Origin of the sequence: Pseudomonas sp. 2VD (genome assembly GCF_005503585.1) — a bacterium.
GTDB lineage: Bacteria > Pseudomonadota > Gammaproteobacteria > Pseudomonadales > Pseudomonadaceae > Pseudomonas > Pseudomonas aeruginosa.
Genome location: NZ_SCND01000081.1, coordinates 1 through 18,831, shown reverse-complemented (window position 1 = coordinate 18,831; position 18,831 = coordinate 1). Strand labels below are relative to the sequence as shown.

At 68.1% G+C, this 18,831-nt stretch carries 18 protein-coding genes and 1 pseudogene; 14 read left to right on the top strand and 5 right to left on the bottom strand.

All coding sequences use genetic code 11. The annotated features are described in order from the left end of the window. From FFS27_RS11860 to FFS27_RS11850, 3 genes and pseudogenes are all read left to right on the top strand, one after another. A pseudogene (locus FFS27_RS11860) lies at positions 1–217 on the top strand (exotoxin); the annotation flags it as partial. A gap of 259 nt (positions 218–476) precedes the next feature. Beyond that, on the top strand, positions 477–1,967 hold the full coding sequence (locus FFS27_RS11855) for an APC family permease (protein WP_021264450.1): 1,491 nt from the start codon (positions 477–479) through the stop codon (positions 1,965–1,967). Between the two features lie 101 nt (positions 1,968–2,068). After that, positions 2,069–3,250, top strand: a complete 1,182-nt coding sequence (locus FFS27_RS11850) for an iron-containing alcohol dehydrogenase (RefSeq protein WP_137952021.1) — start codon at positions 2,069–2,071, stop codon at positions 3,248–3,250. A gap of 4 nt (positions 3,251–3,254) precedes the next feature. On the opposite strand, the gene FFS27_RS11845 is transcribed toward FFS27_RS11850, so the two are convergent. Continuing rightward, complete coding sequence (locus tag FFS27_RS11845) at positions 3,255–4,157, bottom strand: LysR family transcriptional regulator (protein ID WP_021264448.1); 903 nt, start codon at positions 4,155–4,157, stop codon at positions 3,255–3,257. 493 nt (positions 4,158–4,650) lie between these two features. Between FFS27_RS11845 and FFS27_RS11840 the strand changes: the two genes are divergently transcribed. The 7 genes from FFS27_RS11840 to FFS27_RS11810 all read left to right on the top strand — a co-directional run bounded on the left by FFS27_RS11840 (position 4,651) and on the right by FFS27_RS11810 (position 11,737). Beyond that, entirely contained in the window at positions 4,651–5,985 is a 1,335-nt protein-coding gene (locus tag FFS27_RS11840) for an MFS transporter (protein ID WP_003140556.1), read from the top strand. 67 nt (positions 5,986–6,052) lie between these two features. Then, positions 6,053–6,706 carry an HAD family hydrolase gene (locus FFS27_RS11835; RefSeq protein ID WP_003101837.1) on the top strand — a complete coding sequence of 218 codons (654 nt, stop codon included), beginning with the start codon at positions 6,053–6,055 and terminating at the stop codon, positions 6,704–6,706. A gap of 81 nt (positions 6,707–6,787) precedes the next feature. Beyond that, positions 6,788–7,504: a UTRA domain-containing protein gene (locus tag FFS27_RS11830; RefSeq protein WP_003086532.1), complete on the top strand. Its 717-nt coding sequence runs from the start codon at positions 6,788–6,790 to the stop codon at positions 7,502–7,504. Positions 7,505–7,644: 140 nt separating this feature from the next. Continuing rightward, on the top strand, positions 7,645–8,910 hold the full coding sequence (locus FFS27_RS11825) for a DUF6670 family protein (RefSeq protein ID WP_256659479.1): 1,266 nt from the start codon (positions 7,645–7,647) through the stop codon (positions 8,908–8,910). Then, positions 8,817–9,797 carry a helix-turn-helix transcriptional regulator gene (locus tag FFS27_RS11820; RefSeq protein ID WP_171019193.1) on the top strand — a complete coding sequence of 327 codons (981 nt, stop codon included), beginning with the start codon at positions 8,817–8,819 and terminating at the stop codon, positions 9,795–9,797. The genes FFS27_RS11825 and FFS27_RS11820 overlap by 94 nt, the downstream gene beginning before the upstream one ends. 64 nt (positions 9,798–9,861) lie before the next feature. Further along, a complete protein-coding gene (locus tag FFS27_RS11815) occupies positions 9,862–10,764 on the top strand; it encodes a LysR family transcriptional regulator (protein ID WP_021264444.1) in 903 nt (300 codons plus the stop codon). 136 nt (positions 10,765–10,900) lie between these two features. Beyond that, positions 10,901–11,737: a bifunctional allantoicase/(S)-ureidoglycine aminohydrolase gene (locus FFS27_RS11810; protein WP_003086528.1), complete on the top strand. Its 837-nt coding sequence runs from the start codon at positions 10,901–10,903 to the stop codon at positions 11,735–11,737. Between the two features lie 97 nt (positions 11,738–11,834). On the opposite strand, the gene FFS27_RS11805 is transcribed toward FFS27_RS11810, so the two are convergent. Together FFS27_RS11805 and FFS27_RS11800 are read right to left on the bottom strand one after the other, a co-directional pair. Beyond that, the gene (locus tag FFS27_RS11805; protein ID WP_003082304.1) at positions 11,835–12,683 is read right to left on the bottom strand and encodes a CAP domain-containing protein; all 849 of its coding nucleotides are present in this window, start codon (positions 12,681–12,683) and stop codon (positions 11,835–11,837) included. 90 nt (positions 12,684–12,773) lie between these two features. Further along, the gene (locus FFS27_RS11800; protein WP_003109095.1) at positions 12,774–13,649 is read right to left on the bottom strand and encodes a LysR family transcriptional regulator; all 876 of its coding nucleotides are present in this window, start codon (positions 13,647–13,649) and stop codon (positions 12,774–12,776) included. A gap of 145 nt (positions 13,650–13,794) precedes the next feature. On the opposite strand from FFS27_RS11800, the gene FFS27_RS11795 reads away from it, so the two are divergent. After that, complete coding sequence (locus FFS27_RS11795) at positions 13,795–14,781, top strand: NAD(P)H-quinone oxidoreductase (RefSeq protein WP_019372031.1); 987 nt, start codon at positions 13,795–13,797, stop codon at positions 14,779–14,781. A 6-nt stretch (positions 14,782–14,787) separates the two neighbouring features. Here the strand turns inward: FFS27_RS11795 and FFS27_RS11790 are convergent, their stop codons facing one another. Next, positions 14,788–15,519, bottom strand: coding sequence for a PA1136 family autoinducer-binding transcriptional regulator (locus FFS27_RS11790; protein WP_003086520.1), 732 nt, complete (start codon positions 15,517–15,519; stop codon positions 14,788–14,790). A gap of 171 nt (positions 15,520–15,690) precedes the next feature. On the opposite strand from FFS27_RS11790, the gene hchA reads away from it, so the two are divergent. From hchA to FFS27_RS11775, 3 genes are all read left to right on the top strand, one after another. Further along, positions 15,691–16,566, top strand: a complete 876-nt coding sequence (hchA, locus tag FFS27_RS11785) for a glyoxalase III HchA (protein WP_023101436.1) — start codon at positions 15,691–15,693, stop codon at positions 16,564–16,566. Positions 16,567–16,821: 255 nt separating this feature from the next. Further along, positions 16,822–17,235: a thiol-disulfide oxidoreductase DCC family protein gene (locus FFS27_RS11780; RefSeq protein WP_003163116.1), complete on the top strand. Its 414-nt coding sequence runs from the start codon at positions 16,822–16,824 to the stop codon at positions 17,233–17,235. 66 nt (positions 17,236–17,301) lie between these two features. Next, positions 17,302–17,652, top strand: coding sequence for a DUF7079 family protein (locus FFS27_RS11775; protein ID WP_003109100.1), 351 nt, complete (start codon positions 17,302–17,304; stop codon positions 17,650–17,652). A gap of 9 nt (positions 17,653–17,661) precedes the next feature. On the opposite strand, the gene FFS27_RS11770 is transcribed toward FFS27_RS11775, so the two are convergent. Next, positions 17,662–18,351: a hypothetical protein gene (locus tag FFS27_RS11770; RefSeq protein ID WP_003133880.1), complete on the bottom strand. Its 690-nt coding sequence runs from the start codon at positions 18,349–18,351 to the stop codon at positions 17,662–17,664. Between the last annotated feature and the right edge of the window lie 480 nt (positions 18,352–18,831).

The following is an 18,831-nucleotide window of genomic DNA, read 5'->3' as shown; positions in this document are numbered from 1 at the left end:
CACCGGCCCCGAGGAGGAAGGCGGGCGCCTGGAGACCATTCTCGGCTGGCCGCTGGCCGAGCGCACCGTGGTGATTCCCTCGGCGATCCCCACCGACCCGCGCAACGTCGGCGGCGACCTCGACCCGTCCAGCATCCCCGACAAGGAACAGGCGATCAGCGCCCTGCCGGACTACGCCAGCCAGCCCGGCAAACCGCCGCGCGAGGACCTGAAGTAACTGCCGCGACCGACCGGCTCCCTTCGCAGGAGCCGGCCTTCTCGGGGCCTGGCCATACATCAGGTTTTCCTGATGCCAGCCCAATCGAATATGAATTCATCCTGATAGGTAATCCGCCTAACCTGCGTCTGCCACGCTTTCGCTCGTCCCGGAAGCGGCCATAACAATTCCAATAGCCGACGAGGACTCTCCATGCTCACCCATCGCATCGGTGGCATCCGCCTTTCCCCTTCCCCGCAGCGCTCGCCCGGAGACCGCCATGACTGATCTCCGCGATGCCTCCCGCGACGAACGCCTGCTGGCGGCCCACGGCTATCGCCAGGAACTGGAGCGCGGGCTGAGCCTGTGGTCGTCCTTTTCCGTCGGCTTCGCCACCATCTCGCCGGTGGTGGGCATCTACTCGGTGATGTCCCTCGGCGCCATGAGCATGGGCCCCTCCTGGGTCTGGGTGGTGCCGCTGTGCCTGCTGCTGCAGTTCGGCGTGGCGCTGGTCTACGCCGAGCTGTCCTCGCAGTTTCCGCTGGCCGGCGGCTGCTACCAGTGGATGCGACGCCTGGTGGGCGACCGCCTGGCCTGGTTCACCGGCTTCCTCTACCTGGCTTCGGCGCTGGCCTCGCTGACTACCGTGGCCTACCTCGGTGGCTTCTGGCTCGGCCTGCTGGCGACCGGCGCGCCGCCGTCGGCCAACGGCCAGGTGCTCTGCGGCGCGCTGCTGCTGGCGCTGGGACTGGCGGTGAACCTGCTGGGGATCAACCCGTTGAAGTACTTCGTCAATGCCGGGATCGTCGCCGAGGCCATCGCCTCCATCGGTATCGGCGTGCTGTTGCTGCTGTTCTTCCGCAACCATCCGCTCGATCTGCTGTTCAGCGGCCCGGGCGGCACAGGCGGTGCGGACGGCGCCTACCTGGACGGCGTGCTGACCGCGCTGGCGGTGGGCGGCTGGGCCTTCCTCGGCTTCGACGCCTGCTCGCAGATTTCCGAGGAAACCACCGATGCCCGCGTCTCCACACCCCGGGCGATTCTGCGCTCGATGCTGGTGGTGGGATTCACCGTGATGCTCACCGCCTTCGCCGTGACCCTGTCCTACCAGGACATCGGCGCGGTGGTCAGCGGCCAGGTGGTCGACCCGGTCACCCCGGCGGTGGTGGACGCCTTCGGCGCCTGGGCCGAGCGGCCCTTCGTCGCAGTGGTGCTGATCGCCTTCGTCGCCTGCGTGGTGTCGGTGCAGACCTACATCGGCCGGGCGATCTTCGGCATGGCGCGCGATGCCATCCTGCCCGGCTCCGCCCTACTGCGCCGGGTCGACCGGCGCAAGGTGCCGATGGCGGCGATGGTCTGCAGCACGCTGCTGGCCAGCCTAGGCCTGGTCCTGGGGCTGAACGCCACGGCGGTCGGCACGCTGATCGCGTTCGGCAGCGGCGGTTTCTTCGTGGTCTTCCTGATCGTCGCCGCCTGCGCTCTCTGGGCCCGCCTCGTCGGCCGCTGGGACCCGGACAAGGGCGCCTTGCGCCTGGGACGCGCGGGGCTGGCGGTGAACGTCCTGGCAGTCGCCTGGCTGTCGTTCGAGGCGCTCAACGTCGCCTGGCCGCGGGCCAGCCTCGCCCCGCCCGACGCGCCCTGGTTCCAGGTCTGGGCGGTGGTCGTGGTGTTCTCCGCGCTGGCCGCGTTCGGCCTGCTCTACATGGTCATCGCCAAGCCGCATCGGCGCATCGCCACCAGCCTCAGCTTCGCCGCTCCGCCGGCGGACTGACCCGCACGCGCCGGCCGTTCCGGCGCCTCCTCCGGTTGTTCCCGCACGCTGGCTTCGCGCCCGGCGGGGCCCGGCTCATCCTGCTTTCACGGAGCATCGCCATGAGCGACCTGCATTACTGGAACTACCCCACCGATATCCTCTGCGGCGTCGGCGCCCTGGAACAACTGCCGAGGCGTTGCGCGCTGGCGGGCGCACGCCGGCCCCTGCTGGTCACCGATCCCGGCATGCTCGCCCTGGAGCCCCTGCGCCTGGTGCGCGAGTGCCTGGAACGCGCCGGCATCGACCATGACCTGTTCCACGAACTGTCGAGCAACCCCAGCCTCGCTGAAGTCCAGGGCGGCGCCAGGCGCTTCGAGGCTGGCGGGCATGACGCGCTGATCGCCCTCGGCGGCGGCAGCGCCCTCGACGCGACCAAGGGTATCGCCCTGCTCAGCCGCGATCCGCACGGCCTCGAACGCTTCGAATGGACACAGACGCTGCGCAGCGATCCGACCCTCGCCGACTACCCGCTGCTCGGCCTGCCGCCGCTGCTGGCGCTGCCCACGACCGCCGGCACCGGCTCGGAACTGGGACGCGAGGCGGTGCTGACCGACACGCAACTGGGCATCAAGCGGGTCGTCGGCCATCGCGAGCTGCTGGCCGCCTGCGTATTCCTCGACCCGCGCCTGACCCGCGGGTTGCCGCCGGCGCTGAGCGCCGCCACCGGCATGGACGCCCTCACCCATCACCTGGAGGCGCTGTTCTCGCCGCTCTACCATCCGATGTCGGCGGGCATCGCCCTGGAAGGCGTGCGCCTGGTCAGGCAGCACCTGGAAAACGCCGTGCGCGACGGCAACGACCTCGCCGCCCGGGAAGGCATGCTGGTAGCCTCGGCCAGCGCCGCGGTGGCATTCCAGAAGGGGCTTGGCGGGGTCCACGCCCTGGCCCACCCGCTGGGCGCTCGCCATCACCTGCACCACGGCCTGCTGAACGCCGTGCTGCTGCCCTACGTTCTGCTGGCCAACCGCCCGGCGATAGAAGCCGACGCCGCGCGCCTGGCGCGCTACCTGGAACTCGACGAAGCGAGCTTCGACGGCCTGCTGGCGTGGATCCTCGAACTGCGCGCGCGCATCGGCATCCCGGCGAACCTCGCCGCCCTCGGCCTGGATGGCGAGGACGCGCAATGGGTGGGCGAGCAGGCGCTGGCCGACCTGTCGTCCTCGGCGACCAACGCCCTGCCGCTCGATGCCCGGGATTATGCGCGCATCTACCGCCAGGCGGTGGCCGGGACTCTCGCCTGAGTGCTCAGGACGCCAGGCCGTGGACCTGCAGCAGGTCGTCGATGAAGGCGCGGGCGGCTTCGCTGAGGGGGCGCCCGGCATAGACGATCATGCTGTGCTCCACCGGATAGCTCAGCCGCTCCGGCAACAGCTTGCGCATCCGCCCGCGCTCGATCCAGGCTTCGGCGTAATGGGTCGGCAGGTAGCCCAGGTGGGTGCCGGCCAGCACGGCATGGGCGACCGCTTCCATGTGGTAGGCGGTGGCGCGGCTGCGCGACGGGCGTAGCGGCAGGACCAGGTTTTCCGGCAGGAAGCCATGCATCACCCAGTCACAGGCGGCGATCCGCTCCAGGGTCGGCTGCGCCTCGGCGAACAGCGGATGGCGATCGCCACAGAACACGCCGATCTCTTCGCGATACAGCGGGCGGTATTCGAGGCTCGGCCGCGAACGGCTGAAATAGGAGATCGCCAGGTCCAGCTCGCCTTCGATCACCGCCAGTTCCAGCTCGGTGGGCGAATTGACGAAAAGGTTCAGCTGGACATCCTGGTCGCGCCGCTGGAAGCGCGCCAGCGCATCGCCGAAACGGGCCTGGGGCAAGGTCGCGAGATTGTCCGCCAGGCCCAGATACAGCTCCCCGACCAAACGTCCGGACAACGCCTGCGCCTGGTCGCGAAACAGGCCGATGGCGTCGAACATCGTTCGCGAAGCCTCCAGCACCCGGCGGCCCTTGGCGGTCAGTCGGAAGCCGCCCTTGCCGCGCTCGCAGAGCCGGTAGCCGAGGCGCTTCTCCAGGCTGGCGATGTGCATGCTGATGTTCGACTGGCTCATGTTCAGCTCGGCCTGGGCCGCGGTGAAACCGCCGCACTTCACCACGCAGGCGAAGATGCGCAACAGACGCAGGTCTAGGTCGGTGACGTTTCTCAGCATGGCGGTCCGATCCGGCGCGAGGTCCCGCAGTCTAGCCGAGCGCCGCGACACACGGCCATCCAGCGGCGGCGCACGGCACGCCAGAGGCGCTGGCACATCATCGAAAATCTGGTCTATTCCAATTTATTGAAAATACGCGGAAAAGTCCCGCCCAAAGGTGCAACCAGGACAAGAAAACGCACCAATACCGGGCAATCCCTCGAAAAAATCGAATGGTTTCGCTCTATTTTTGGTCTAGACCATAAAAATACCCGGTGCTAGATTGACCTTCGCCAGCCGGCCCAGCCTGACCGGATCGGCGCCACGCACCGCCGCCACATCTTCACAATCCATCTCAGCCTCGGCAGGACCGAGCAGGAGCGCGTCGACAGCCAACCTTGCGCACGAAAAAAGCCATGGAAAAGGCATCTGGCCTAGACCATGCATCCGGACAGCTTTGCAGCAGCACAACAAGAACAACCTCCCCGCACTGTCTAGACCCATAGGGACCCACATGAACAACCACAACGGTACCCTGCACCGTGGCTGGCAATCGCTCCAGCGCTGGCGCATCCAGATCTTCGTCATCACCTGGCTGGCCTACGCCGCCTTCTACTTCACCCGCAAGGCCTTCTCGGTGGCCAAGCTCGGCATCGCCGAAGACCCCTCCTTCGAACTCGACAAGAGCGCCATGGCCGATCTCGATGCCCTCTACCTGGCCGCCTACGCCGTGGGCCAGTTCATGTGGGGGGTGTTCGCCGACCGCTTCGGCACCCGCGTGGTGGTGCTCGGCGGTTTGCTCACCTCGGCGCTGGCGGCGCTGGCGATGGGTACCTTCGCCACCCTGCCGATCTTCGCCGCCTGCATGGTGGTCCAGGGCCTGGCGCAGTCCACCGGCTGGTCGGGGCTGTGCAAGAACATCGGCGCCTTCTTCGCCACCTACGAGCGAGGCCGCGTGCTCGGCCTGTGGAGTACCTGCTACGCCTTCGGCGGGCTGGTGGCGACGCCGTTCGCCGGCTGGTGCGCCTACCGGTTGACGCATGACTGGCGCATGGCCTTCCTGTCCTCGGCGGGAGTGGTGCTGGCGGTGGCCGTGCTGTTCTTCTTCCTCCAGCGCAACCGTCCGCAGGACGTCGGCCTGCCGCCCGTGGAGGCCGAGGCCGCGCCCCCCGCCAACGCGCCCCGGCCGAGCCATTCCGGCGCCCTGCTGAAGGCGCTCAGGAATCCCCACGTGCTGGTCCTCGGCATCGCCTACTTCCTGCTCAAGCCGGCGCGCTACGCGATCCTGCTCTGGGGCCCGGTGATCATCTACGAACGCATGCCGGAGATCGGCAAGGTCGCCTCGGCCATCGTGCCTTCGGCCTTCGAGGTCGCCGGGCTGGCCGGGCCGATCCTCATCGGACTGGCCTCGGACAAGCTGTTCGGCGCCCGCCGCATGCCGGCCTGCGTGCTCAGCCTGGCGGCGCTGACCCTGAGCCTGGCGCTGTTCGTCCCGGCGATGCAGAGCGGCAGCCTGTACCTGGTGGTCGGCCTGCTGTTCATGATGGGCGTCACCCTCTACGGGCCGGACTCGATGATCAGCGGCGCCGCCGCCATCGACTTCGGCACCAGCGAGGCGGCCGGCACCGCCACCGGCTTCGTCAACGGCTGCGGCTCGGTCGGGGCGATCCTCGGCGGCCTGCTGCCGGGCTACTTCGACACCCTCACGGTGTTCTTCGTGTTCACCGCCACCGCGCTGCTCGCCAGCCTGCTGCTGGTGCCGTTCTGGAACAGCCGGCCGGGCGCGCGCCGCGTCGAACCGAAGGCGCATGCCGGCGGGCCGCTGCTGGCGGCCGGCAAGCCGCGTTGAAACCTCTCCGAACCACCGCCCGGCGCCAGGCGCGCCGGGCCAATCCCTAGCGAACAAGGAACCGCCTATGCCACTTGCCCTCTTCGACCTCGACGACACCCTGATCGACGGCGACTGCGCGACCCTCTGGGGGCGCTACATGACCGAACTGGGCTGGGTCGAGAAAACCGCCTTCCTGCACCAGGAACGCCGCCTCATGGAACTCTATGCCGAGGGCCGGCTGGCCATGGAGGACTACATGGACTTCAGCCTGGCGCCCATCGCCGGCCGCACCCCGGCGGAAATCGCCGGCGCCGTCGAGGATTTCGTCGCGCGGATCGTTGCGCCGCGCATCCACGCCGACGCCGTGCGCTGCCTGGAACGCCACCGCCAGGCCGGCGACCGCCTGCTGATCATCTCCGCCTCGGCGCACTTCCTGGTCAGCGCCATCGGCCGCCGGCTGGGGGTGGACGAGGTGCTGGCGATCGACATCGAGGAGCGCGACGGCCTCTACACCGGGCGCACCCGCGGCACCCTCACCTACCGCGAGGGCAAGGTCCGCCGCCTCGATGCCTGGCTGGCCCAGGAGGGCGAGACGCTGGCCGGCGCGACCTTCTATTCCGACTCGCGCAACGACCTGCCGCTGCTTTCGCGGGTCGACCGGCCGCACACGGTGAACCCCGACCCGGCGCTGCTCGGGCACGCCCGCGAGGCCGGCTGGCCGGTGCTGGAATGGCGCTGAGAAGGCGCGCCGCGCTATACCGCCGGCGGCCCGGAAGCATTACCCTGTAGCCCCCCGGAGCCCCAGCGGAGAAGCGTCGATATGCGCGACGAGCCGTCCCGACCCCTGACGGTGATCTACCAGTCCCTGCGCGAGCAGATCGAGCGCGGCCTGCTCGCGCGCGGCAGCAAGCTGCCCAGCGAACGGCAGTTGAGCGAGCTGTTCTCGACCACCCGCATCACCCTGCGCGAGGCGCTCGGCCAGTTGGAGGACCAGGGCCTGATCTACCGCGAGGAACGCCGCGGCTGGTTCGTCTCGCCGCAGCGGCTGCTGTACAACCCGCTGGTACGCAGCCACTTCCACGCGATGGTCGCCGACCAGGGCCGGGTGCCGGAGACCGAGGTGCTCGGCGCGGCGATGATCCCGGCCAGCGTCGACATCTGCCAGCGCCTGGAGCTGCCGGCGCTGTCGCGGGTATTCCAGATCCGCCGGGCGCGGCGGGTCGACGGGCGGCTGGTGCTGTACGTCGAGCACTACCTGAATCCCGCCTACTTTCCCGGCATCGAGCGCTTCGACCTGACTCGCTCGCTGACCGATCTCTACGCCAACCACTACGGCATCCGCTACGGCCGGGTGCGCTTCGAGATGGTCCCGACCATCCTCCCGGCGGAGGCCGCCGGGCCGCTGCGGGTTTCGGTGGGCAGCCCGGCGCTGCAGATCGTGCGGGTCAACCGCGACCAGGCGGGCCGCCTGATCGACTGCGACCTGGAGTACTGGCGCCACGACGCGCTACAGGTCAACGTCGAGGTGCCCGAGTAGCGCTCCGCAGTCCTGTCGGCGCTCCCTGTCCCTGCGGATTGGCAATTCCGGCAAAGCATTGGCCGGATCTGCCAAGCGCGTCGCTGCACACTCCCAGGCAGACAAGCAGAAGACGGTCCCAGCCGCCGAAGGAGAATCGTGTGCGCCTACCCAAGCCCTTGCTCGACTTCATCGACCATTCGCTGGCCCTGAGCGGCCGGCCGTTCGAGCCGGACACCTCGCTGGCCCCCCCGCACGGCCGCTACGCCACCGTACACTATGGGATCATGCTGCCGGGCCTACCGGCGCCGCACCATTTCCTCAACCTGGTCGCGGTGATCGGGCAACCGAAGACGCGCCTGTTCGCCAACCCGCACCTGATCCGTACCACCGCCCGGGACACCGCCAACCTGCTGGTCGGCACCGCCACCGGCACACCGGAACATTTCCGCGGCTACAGCATCGGCCAGGACTGCACGTTCGCCGCCGACGGCAGCAGCCTGCGCTTCGCCGACGACCTGGTGCTGGAGGGTCGCTACCCGGACTTCAGCGCGCGTCGCGAGGGGCATGCGTTCAACCTGCAACTGACGCTGAAGGCCACTGACAAGGTGGCAAATTTCGCCAGCCTGATCGGCGGCCTGTACGATCACTGGTCGGTGCTCTGCCAATACCGGGGCCATCTCGAACGCAACGGCGAACGCAGCGAGATCGCCGGCCTGTGCACCTTCGAATACGCCCGCGCGGTGAACGTCAATCTGCCGTTCCGCTTCTTCACCTACCAGATCCTCAACCTCGACGCGCGCACCCAGGTGCTGCTGGTCGAGGTCCTCGGTCCGCTCGGCCTGGAGGCGCAGCGACGGGTCTACCTGCGCTCGCTGGACGATCACGGCGGCGTCTACCTGCGCGGCTTCGACTTCAGCGTGCAGCGCTTCGCCCCCACGCCGGTGACCACGCCCAACGGTACGCGCATGCGCCTGCCGCAGGAGTTCACCTGGCGCGTAGAGGACGACGACGGCAACGAGTTGATCACCATCCGCGGCGACGCCAACGGCGACTTCCAGTACGGCCTGGCCGCCGGCTACGTCGGTAGCTACCGCTACGAAGGTCGCTTTCGCGGCCAGCCTGTCTCCGGCACCGGCTATATCGAATACATCGACTTGCGCGGAGGCGACTGGCCCTGGCGCGGAGCGGCTGTGGCGCGACGGCCGCTGACAGCGCCAGGATGGACGGCCATCCTCGCCGGACACGCCCCTGGCACAGCGGAGGACAGGCCCCCATGGAGCGGACAGCCCTGCCGGATCCACAGCTGCGTTTTCCCATTCATTTCCTGGAAATGCTCGAATCGCTGGTTCGCACCGCCGGCGGCGACGTCGTCGGGGTGCGCGCAGCCTGCGGCCTGGGTCGCGAAGGCGGCGAGGAAGCGCTGAGCCTGGCGCAGTTCGAACGCCTGATGCGCCATTGCCTGCTGCACCTGAAGCCGCACGAGCCGGCCTCCCTGCAACTGCTGCGACACCTGCCGGTCACCGCCCACGGCATGATCGGCGTCGCCGCCATGACCTCGCGAACCCTCGGCGAAGCGCTGGATGTGGCACTGCACTACTTTCCCCTGGTGCTGCCTACCCATGAGTTGTACCGGGTCGCCCAGGGCAAACGGGTCCACGTGCATATCCAGCGCCTGCATCGTTTCGGCTCGCCCTACGACGAGATCCTCAGCGAAATGATTCCCGGCGGTTTCCACCAGATGCTCGCCTTCGCCAACCAGGCCACCCGCGAAGCCGGCAGCCTCCAAGGCTCGGAGCTGCATTTCAGCCACGCCGCCGGCGACCGTCCCGAACGCTACTCGGTCTACTACCGGGGCGTGGTGCGTTTCGGTTGCGCCGACGACCGTTTCGTCGTTCCCCGCACGCTGCTGGAGCGCTCGCTGTTCACCCACAACCGGACCACCCAGGCCATGGCCGAGGCGGCCCTGGAGCGTCAGTTCTCGCGCATCGCCCGGGAACAGCCGGTGTCGCGACAGGTATGGCGTTTCCTCAGCGTTTCGCTGTTGCGCGAACGGGTGCCGGACACCACGGCGGTCGCCGAGCAACTGGCAATATCGCCGCGCACGCTGTTGCGCCGCCTGCGGGAGGAAGGCACGACCTTCGGCACCCTGCTGGAAGCCGTGCGCAGCGAGCGCGCCGAGCGGCTGCTGCAAGGCAGCGACCTGCCGCTGGTGCGCATCGCCCGGCAACTGGGCTACAGCGACCTGTCGAGTTTCTCGCGGGCATTCAAGCGCGCTCGCGGAGCGCCGCCGAGTTCGCTGCGTCGACGCTGAGCGGTTGCCGCTGACGGCACGGCCTGCTAAAAGCGGCGAAAACATTCGAAAATGCGATACGACCATGAGCGACAGTGAAAAATCGAATAGCCGCCTGTTCGACCTCGACCTGCTCCGCGCCATCGTCACGGTGGCCGATTGCGGCAGCTTCACCACTGCCGCCGCGCGCCTGCACTCGACCCAGTCGACCGTCAGCCAGAAGGTTCGCCGCCTGGAGGAAATGGCCGGACACCGCCTGCTGGAGCGCGGCAACCGCGACGTGTTGCCGACCGACGCCGGCGATACGCTGCTCGGCTATGCCCGCCGCCTGCTGGCACTGAACGACGAACTGGCCGAGGCGCTATCCGGCGCCACGGTGGCGCTGACGGTACGTATCGGCGTGCCGGACGACTTCGCCGCTGGCCGTACCACCGAGCGACTGGCGGCCTTCAACCGGCGTTATCCACAGGTCAAGCTGGAAGTCACCAGCGGCATGAGCCGCGACCTCAGCGCCAGCTACGACCGCGGCGAACTGGACCTGGTGCTGCTCAAGCAGCGCCGCGCCAGCCGCGAGGCACTGGCCTGCTGGCCGGAAAAGACATGCTGGGTGGACAGCGCCAGGAATCCCTGCATCGACCTCGACCCGCTGCCCATCGTCACCTTCCCGCCGCGCGGGGTCTACCGCGACGAGATGATCGCCGCCCTGGAAGCGGTCGGCCGGCGCTGGCACATCAGCTTCACCAGTTCCAGCCTCAGCAGCCTGCAATCGGCCATCGCCGACGGCATGGGCATCGGCCTGCTGCCGCTGCGCGCGGTGAGCGCAGGCCATGCGGTGCTGCCGAAGAACGCCGGGCTGCCGGCGGTGGACGTGTTCGAAGTGGCACTGCTGCACCGGCCGGCGGCGGATCCGATGGTGAAGGCGCTGGCGCGCGTGCTGTCGCGGGTGCTGGCGGAAGATACCCGGAGCCGGCCCGCATTCGAAAAATGAATATACTGGATTCCAACATTTAATTTGTGCATGCGCCAGGCGCTGGATATCGTTGCCGTCAGCAACGGCTCGCGCCCGCCCGTTTCGCTCCGGCGGCGCGTGCGCCGGCAGCAAGACAACAACGAGGAAACGCTCCATGTCCAAGTCCAGCTACTACGCGCCGCACGGCGGGCACCCGGCACAGACCGAGCTGCTCACCGACCGGGCGATGTTCACCGAAGCCTATGCCGTGATTCCCAAGGGGGTGATGCGCGATATCGTCACCAGCCACCTGCCGTTCTGGGACAACATGCGCATGTGGGTGATCGCCCGCCCGCTGTCCGGCTTCGCCGAGACCTTCTCGCAGTACATCGTCGAACTGGCGCCCAACGGTGGCAGCGACAAACCGGAGCAGGATCCCAACGCCGAGGCCGTGCTGTTCGTCGTCGAAGGCGAGCTGAGCCTGACCCTGCAGGGCCAGGTCCACGCCATGCAGCCGGGCGGCTACGCCTTCATTCCGCCGGGCGCCGACTACAAGGTGCGCAATACCACCGGCCAGCACACCCGCTTCCACTGGATCCGCAAGCACTACCAGAAGGTCGACGGCGTACCGCTGCCGGAAGCCTTCGTCACCAACGAGCAGGACATCCAGCCGCTGGTGATGCCGGACACCGAAGGCCGCTGGAGCACCACCCGCTTCGTCGACATGAGCGACATGCGCCACGACATGCACGTCAACATCGTCAACTTCGAGCCGGGCGGCGTGATCCCCTTCGCCGAGACCCACGTGATGGAGCACGGCCTGTACGTGCTGGAAGGCAAGGCGGTGTACCGCCTGAACCAGGACTGGGTCGAGGTGGAGGCCGGCGACTTCATGTGGCTGCGCGCCTTCTGCCCGCAGGCCTGCTATTCGGGCGGCCCGGGGCGCTTCCGCTACCTGCTGTACAAGGATGTCAACCGGCACATGCGCCTGACTCTCAATGCGCCGCATTGAGGGCGGGACAGGCTGAAAGGGAACCCGGCGCCATGGCGCCGGGTTTTTCGTTTGCGGAAGGCGCCCAGCCCTTCGTCGGCTCCGGGCGCGGAGGACTTCAGGGCGAACCGAACATGGCCGTCCAGTAGATTCCCGCGTCACTCTTCGGATCGGTGGCGTAGGCCGCGCCCAGCTCGCGGTAGCCGGGGTTCATCAGGTTGGCGCAGTGGCCCGGGCTGGCCAGCCAGCCGTCGACCACCTTGTCCACCCCGTCCTGGCCGGCGGCGATGTTTTCGCCGATCAGCCCGCCGCTGTAGCCGGCCAGCTCGGCGCGGTCGCCGGGGGTGCGGCCGTCGCGGTCGAGGTGGTCGAAGAAGTTGCCGTTGGCCATCGCCCGCGAATGCGCTTCGGCGGCGCCGCCAAGGGTGGCGTTCCAGGCCAGCGGCTGGGCCGCTGCGTAGGGCTTGCCACCGCACTGGCGGGCTTGCCCGCGGGCGGCGTTGATCCGTTCCAGGAGCTTCTGCCCTTCCGCCTGCCAATCGCCCATGCCGCCGCGCAGCAATGGCCGGGCGAGGACGATGCGCCAGTCGCGGTCCTGGCGGCTGACGCCGACGTCGACGAATTGCGGGTCGAGCACCACGCGGCAGAAGCTTTCCTGCAGCGCCTTCATCGCCGCGCCGGCATCGCGCGGCCCGGAAAGGCTGATCGACTGCACGTTGACCATCGGGTAGGCGGCCTGCGCCATCGCCTGCTGCAGGTCGCCGGCGGCATTCACCGGCAAGGCCAGGCGCGGATCGGCGGCCAGCGGCGGCAGTTCGCCGCTGGCCTGCCCGCCGCAGGACTGCACCTGGCCACGGTAGGCGTTGATCGCCTCGACCAGTTGCGCCTCGTCGGCGGCACTGGCGGCCGCTGCGAGCGCCAGTCCGAGCGTCAGTACGGCCAAACGCGGGATGCTTGGGATTGCCATGGAAATCTCCTCGATCTGATGGCGCCTATGATGCGCGATTCCGCGGCGCGCCGCCGCATTCGACCGGAACCCGGCGCCGGCGTTGCAGGCTCAGGCCGGCGCTTCGGCGAACGCCTCCACCAGCCGCTCGATCACCGCGCGGACCCGCGCGGTGTGGCGCAGGTCCTTGTGGGTAACCATCCACACCTCGTATGGCCGGCGTCGCTCGCGCTGCGGCCAGACCCGCACCAGTCCGTCGCGCTCGCCCATGTACAGCGGCAGCTCGCAGAGCCCCAGGCCACGCGCCAGGGCCTGGCGCACCATCATGTTGGAATTCACCGCGATGACCACCCGGCCGTCGCGGATCGGCTCGCCGCCCAGGGTCAGTTCGCGCTGGCTGTGCCAATAGGGTTCGTACATCACCAGGTCGTGGCCGCGGAAACGCTCGCCGGGCACCGGTACGCCGTTGCGCCGCAGGTAGTCCGCGGAAGCGAACAGGCCCATGGGCCAACTGGCGAGTTTTCTCAGGATCAAATCGGGATTTTCCGGCCGCAGGGTGCGAATCGCGATGTCGGTCTCGCGCTTGGGCAGGTCGACCACGGCCGAAGCGCTGTCGAGCAGCACGCGGATATCCGGGTGTTCAAGGTGCAGGCGGGCCAGGGCGGGTAGCACGAAGTCGACGGCCAGGGAGTCGGTGGTGGACAACCGCACCTCGCCGGACAGTCGGTGGTCCATCCCGCGGGTCCGCCGCAGCAGCTCCAGGGCCGAGCGCTCCATCTTCTCGGCCAGTTCGAAGGCCGCCTCGCCGGCCGGGGTCAGCAGGTAGCCGGACGAGGTGCGCAGGAACAGGGTCGAGCCCAGCGCCGCCTCCAGCGACGCCAGCCGCCGGCCCACCGTGGCCTGGTCGATGTGAAGCGCGCGGGCGGCGCCGCGCAGGGTGTGCTCGCGGCAGAGCGCGAGGAAGACGCGGGTGTCGTCCCAATTCATGGCGGTTTTCCTGATGCATTTTCGCATCAGTCTAATGAAAAAGCGCTGCGCGACCACGGCATCCGCGCTGATTACCATGCGAATCAGGTCCGAACCATTTTCCCAGGAGCATGCGATGAGCAGCACGAACCGATTTCCCGAACGAATGACCGCCATCGAGATCGCCCGGCCCGGCGGCCCCGAGGTACTGGTGGCGACCAGCCGGCCGCTGCCGACGCCCGGCCCGCGCGAGGTCCTGGTCGAAGTCCGCGCCGCCGGCGTCAACGGTCCCGACGTGCTTCAGCGCAAGGGCGTGTACGACCCGCCGCCCGGTGCCTCGGACATTCCCGGCCTGGAGATCGCCGGCACGGTGCGGGCGGTCGGCAGCGAGGTCAGCCGCTTCGCCGTCGGCGAGGCGGTGATGGCGTTGATTCCCGGCGGCGGCTACGCGCAGTTCGCGGTGGCCGACGAGCGCACCACCCTGCACCTGCCCGACGGCCTGGGCATGGAGGAAGCGGCGGCGCTGCCGGAAACCTTCATGACCGTCTGGGTCAACCTGTTCCAGCGCGGTGGCTTCAAGGCCGGCGAGACGCTGCTGGTCCACGGTGGCGCCTCCGGCATCGGCACCGCCGCGACCATGCTGGGCAAGGCCTTCGGCGCGGCGAAGATCTTCACCACGATCTCCAGCGAGGCCCAGCGCGAGGCCAGCCTGCGCCTCGGCGCCGACCTGGCGATCGACTACACCGAGCAGGATTTCGTCGAGGAAGTGCTGCGCGGCACCGAAGGTCGCGGGGTCGATGTGATCGTCGATATCGTCGCCGGCGACTATGTGACGCGGAACTACCAGGCGGCGGCGATGAACGGACGGATCGTGCAGATCGGCGTGATCAAGGGCAAGGCCGCCGAAGTCGACCTGTTCCCGATGCTGAGCAAGCGCCTGGTCCATCTTGGCTCGACCCTGCGCTCGCGAAGCCACGACGAGAAAGGCGCGATCATCGCCGAACTGGAGCGCCAGGTCTGGCCGCATGTGCGCGCCGGCACTGTCCGGCCGCAAGTGTTCCGCACCTTCCCCCTGGAGCAGGCGCGCCAGGCCCACGAACTGATGGACTCCGGCCAGCACATCGGCAAGATCGTCCTCACGTCCGCTCCCTGAGGCCGCTCAGACCTCGATATCGCCCAGGCGCAGCGCCCGCGCCACCGCCTGGGCGGTGGACGCCGCGCCGAGACGGCGGCGGGCGGCACGCAGGTGATTCTCCACGGTGCGCTCGGAAATCATCAGGATCGCCGCCACCTCCGCTTGCTGCTTGCCCAGGGCGATCCATTGCAGGACTTCCCGCTCGCGCTCGCTGAGCGCTTGCGCATCGCCCGCCGACACAGGGCCGCGCAGGCGCTTCAGGGCGAAGAACAGGATCGGGCAGAAGGCCTGGGCGGCGAGCTTGCAACCGGCATTCAGGTCCAGCCGCTCGCCGGCGAAAGACACCGCGCCCTCCAGACCGTTGCGGCCGAACACCGGCACCTGCATGCCATTGACCTGGCCGAGGTCGCGGACCCCACGGACGATGCGGTAGGTCATGCGCTCGGGATCCTCCGAGGGGCTCTTCGACCAGAAGAACGGCTCGTCCAGTTCGAGGATGTGCCGGGTGACCGGACAGTGCAGAAGATAGGCGTCGCGCTCCTGGGCGCTGCGCCCCTCGGCCCAGTCGCCATGGACGAAGAACAGCTCGTCGATCAGTTCGTCCTCGCCGGGGCGGGGGAACAGGCTGCAGACGATCACCCGGTCGAAGCCCAGGCGTGCGGCGAACTCCACCATCTCGCGGCAGACCGCCTCGGTGGTAGCGGCCTTACGCAGCCGGGCGACGCTGTCGAAGAGAAGGCTGGCGTAGTCGGTCATGGAGCGGACGTTCCTGGCTTTTCCCGCATGATCCCCGGCTTGCCGGCAAAAGCCCATAGGGGAAAACCCTCAGGCGACCGATCGTGGGTTAGGGGATTTCCCCTATTTCGCCGGCCGGCGACCCCGCCTATGGTCTTGGTGCGACCTCCATCACGCAGAAAGGAACGAGCCATGAGCAACGAGCGCGACACCAGCAGAACCCCGACGCCCGACCACGCCGAGCACAACGCGTTCTTTCCCTCGCCCTATTCCCTGAGCCAGTACACCTCGGCGAAGACCGACTTCGACGGCGCCGACTACCCAACCCCGTACAAAGGCGGCAAGAAGGTGCTGATGATCGGTACCGACGAACGCTACATCCTGATGCAGAACGGCAGCATGTTCTCCACCGGCAACCACCCGGTGGAAATGCTCCTGCCGATGTACCACCTGGACAAGGCCGGCTTCGAGTTCGATGTCGCCACGCTCTCCGGCAACCCGGTGAAGCTGGAGATGTGGGCGATGCCCGGCGAGGACGAGGCGGTGAAGAGCATCTACGCGAAGTACCTGCCCAAGCTGAAAGCGCCGCAGAAGCTCGCCGACCTCCTGGAGCAGGCCGTCGCCGACGACTCGCCGTACACCGCGGTGTTCGTTCCCGGCGGCCACGGCGTGCTGGCGGGCATTCCGCACAGCCGGGAGGTGAAACGGCTGCTCAATGCCTTCCTCGCCAAGGACCGCTACATCATTACCCTTTGCCACGGTCCGGCCTGCCTGCTGGCACCGGCGGTCGAGGAGAAGCCGGAGGACTACCCGTTCAAGGACTACGAGATCTGCGTGTTCCCCGACGCCCTGGACACCGGCGCCAACCTAGAGATCGGCTACATGCCCGGTCCCCTGCCCTGGCTGGTGGGCGAGAACCTGCAGAAGCTCGGGGTGAAGATCCTCAACAAGGGCATCACCGGCCAGGTCCACCGCGACCGCAAGCTGCTCACCGGCGACAGCCCGCTGGCCTCCAACAACCTTGGCAAGCTGGCCGCCAAGACCCTTCTCGAAGCGTTCGCCCGCTGATTCCCCGCCGCGCCCCGTCCGTGCCCCACGGACGGGGACATCTCCCGTTCGTCCCGGCGTCATCGAACTTAAACCGGCCTGGCGCAGCATCGTCCTTCAGGAAGAGGAATGGCGCGTTGCCCGACGCCGTCCGGCGAAAGACGAATCGATGACCGCACAGAAAGAAAACTCTGACAGCACACCGACTAGTCGTCCTCCCTTCCCGCCGTTACGGTTCCGGGCTTGCGCACAAAGCCGAACCCAAGGGGGCCCCTCATGTCACTGCCGCCGTACCTCAAGCCCGGCGACAAGGTCGTGTTGTACGACCAGCACTGCCGCTTCTGCACGCTCTGGAGCGGTTTCCTGGCACGCCGCGCCGACCACCGGCTGAAGCTGCTTGCCGCGCAGTCCGCCGAAGGCCTGGCGATTCTCGATTGGTTCGGGCTGGCACCCGATCATTTCGACACCTGGCTGTTCGTCGACGGCGCCTACGCCTGCGACGACAACGATGCCCTGCTCGAGGTGCTGCGCCTGTTGCCGGGCCCCTGGCGTCACCTGCGCTGGCTGCGCCTGCTGCCAGCCTGGCTGCGCGACGAGTGCCACGAGGCGCTACGGCGCAACCGCTGGCGCTGGTTCGGCCGCCAGCGCCCGCCCCTCCGTCGTCGCTCCTGGCGTCCCCGTCGAGCCTGACGCCTCTCCGCGCTGGCCGTGGCGGGTTATGCTGCCTGCGCACCAGCCTGCGGACTCATACTTGCCATGGCCCTTGACCCGAGCCAACGCCGACGACTGCGCCACGCGCTATCCGACGCCTTCGTCGACACTCTCCTGGAGCCCGAGGATATCGCCCGGCGGATAAAGGGCGTCGACCCGGCGTTGCTGGAACGGTTGTTCTTCGAGGAGGTGGCGCCGGTCTGCCACGGCAACCTGCTCAGCCCCGCTCCGGCGGTCTGGACCGCCTTCGACGAGGCCTGGCTGGAAGAGGCCATCGAGCGACGCCTGGCGCGGCAAAGGGGTAGCGCCCTGCGACGCTGGCACGAGCGCTGCCTGGTCGCCTGGCTGCGATGGCGATACGCCGACACCTGGCGCGCGATCGCCGGCGCTCTTTGAGCGAGCGCCTCAGCGAAATACCGAATGGATGAGCTTGCCGGCCTTCTTCGTGTCGACCGCCTGCTGGCGTACCGGCGGCAGCGGCTCGCGCTTGTCCTTGTCTGCCTCGTTCATCTGCGCCACCCAGGCATCCACCCGATCGCGGCTGACGGCGCCGTAGTTGAGACGGCAGCTATCGACGAGGGTCTTGCCCTTCTTCTCCTTGTAGCTGCACTGCACGCGGAAGTCGCCGATGTAGTTGGTGGCGAAGCTCTCGGCACGGAACGGCGCGGAGAACGGCTTGGAGGTATAGGTCTCGTAGTAGTAGTCGGTCTTGGTCAGCGGCGTAGAACGACAGTTGGACTCCACGTTCACCGCCGTGTGGGTGACGCTGCGCTTCCTTTTCTGGACCGTCTTCTCCAGCGCCTCGCCGTTGGCCTCGCAGCGCTCCTCGTACGCACCGGTCTCGCGGGTGACGGTATAGGACAGGTACCTCACCTCGAACTCGTAAAGCTCGTAGTAGCGCGGCGTCAGTGCGAGGCTGAACAGCTCGGAGTACGACGAGGTGGTGACGTGGGCCGCATGGGTCTTGGAGGCGGGATCGCGGAAACGCAGGGTCAGGCGGGTGGACGGGTCGTTGCTGCCGGTGTTCTCGAAGCCGACCACGCCGGTGACGAAGCTGGGCGGATCGCCGGCGCGCATGGAGAACCAGGACGACACCGAGCCCTGGTTCGCCGGGTTGATGTTGCAGCCCGCCAGCGCTGCCATGCAGGCGAGCACGGCAGGTAGCTTTCCTTTTCTGGGCGTCATTGAAATCCCTTTGCTCGCGACAGGAGGAAAATATCGTTAGGAAACAACGTTGAGAGGCCGGCAAGGATACCCGACTGGCGCACGGGTCGCATCATTATGACATCACGCCGCCCGCCGGCGTTGCCGCGACCGTTCGTCGAACCTGTAAATTCCGGTAGTTTCCCTTGCCGTCGCTGGCGTCCCAGGATCGGGATTTCCTGTGTTCGCCGGGAGGATCCTGGCGTGTCCACGACCAGCCTCTGCCCCTCCGCCACGCGGGAACACGGTCCCGGCGCGAAACGCGTCCTGCCTCTGCTGTTCCTCACCTGCCTGCTGGATGCCGCTGGCGTCGGCCTGATCGTGCCCCTGCTGCCGACGCCAGCGGCATCCAGCAGGCAGGTGAGGAACAGC

What these genes read in the sequence shown, in the direction of transcription:
- FFS27_RS11800 (WP_003109095.1), bottom strand. Translation starts at nt 13,649, where the DNA reads ATGAATTGGGACGACACCCGCGTCTTCCTCGCGCTCTGCCGCGAGCAC.
- FFS27_RS11790 (WP_003086520.1), bottom strand. Translation starts at nt 15,519, where the DNA reads ATGACCGACTACGCCAGCCTTCTCTTCGACAGCGTCGCCCGGCTGCGT.
- FFS27_RS11810 (WP_003086528.1), top strand. Translation starts at nt 10,901, where the DNA reads ATGTCCAAGTCCAGCTACTACGCGCCGCACGGCGGGCACCCGGCACAG.
- FFS27_RS11815 (WP_021264444.1), top strand. Translation starts at nt 9,862, where the DNA reads ATGAGCGACAGTGAAAAATCGAATAGCCGCCTGTTCGACCTCGACCTG.
- FFS27_RS11820 (WP_171019193.1), top strand. Translation starts at nt 8,817, where the DNA reads ATGCTCGAATCGCTGGTTCGCACCGCCGGCGGCGACGTCGTCGGGGTG.
- FFS27_RS11850 (WP_137952021.1), top strand. Translation starts at nt 2,069, where the DNA reads ATGAGCGACCTGCATTACTGGAACTACCCCACCGATATCCTCTGCGGC.
- FFS27_RS11835 (WP_003101837.1), top strand. Translation starts at nt 6,053, where the DNA reads ATGCCACTTGCCCTCTTCGACCTCGACGACACCCTGATCGACGGCGAC.
- FFS27_RS11830 (WP_003086532.1), top strand. Translation starts at nt 6,788, where the DNA reads ATGCGCGACGAGCCGTCCCGACCCCTGACGGTGATCTACCAGTCCCTG.
- FFS27_RS11780 (WP_003163116.1), top strand. Translation starts at nt 16,822, where the DNA reads ATGTCACTGCCGCCGTACCTCAAGCCCGGCGACAAGGTCGTGTTGTAC.
- FFS27_RS11775 (WP_003109100.1), top strand. Translation starts at nt 17,302, where the DNA reads ATGGCCCTTGACCCGAGCCAACGCCGACGACTGCGCCACGCGCTATCC.
- hchA (WP_023101436.1), top strand. Translation starts at nt 15,691, where the DNA reads ATGAGCAACGAGCGCGACACCAGCAGAACCCCGACGCCCGACCACGCC.
- FFS27_RS11795 (WP_019372031.1), top strand. Translation starts at nt 13,795, where the DNA reads ATGACCGCCATCGAGATCGCCCGGCCCGGCGGCCCCGAGGTACTGGTG.
- FFS27_RS11845 (WP_021264448.1), bottom strand. Translation starts at nt 4,157, where the DNA reads ATGCTGAGAAACGTCACCGACCTAGACCTGCGTCTGTTGCGCATCTTC.
- FFS27_RS11855 (WP_021264450.1), top strand. Translation starts at nt 477, where the DNA reads ATGACTGATCTCCGCGATGCCTCCCGCGACGAACGCCTGCTGGCGGCC.
- FFS27_RS11840 (WP_003140556.1), top strand. Translation starts at nt 4,651, where the DNA reads ATGAACAACCACAACGGTACCCTGCACCGTGGCTGGCAATCGCTCCAG.
- FFS27_RS11805 (WP_003082304.1), bottom strand. Translation starts at nt 12,683, where the DNA reads ATGGCAATCCCAAGCATCCCGCGTTTGGCCGTACTGACGCTCGGACTG.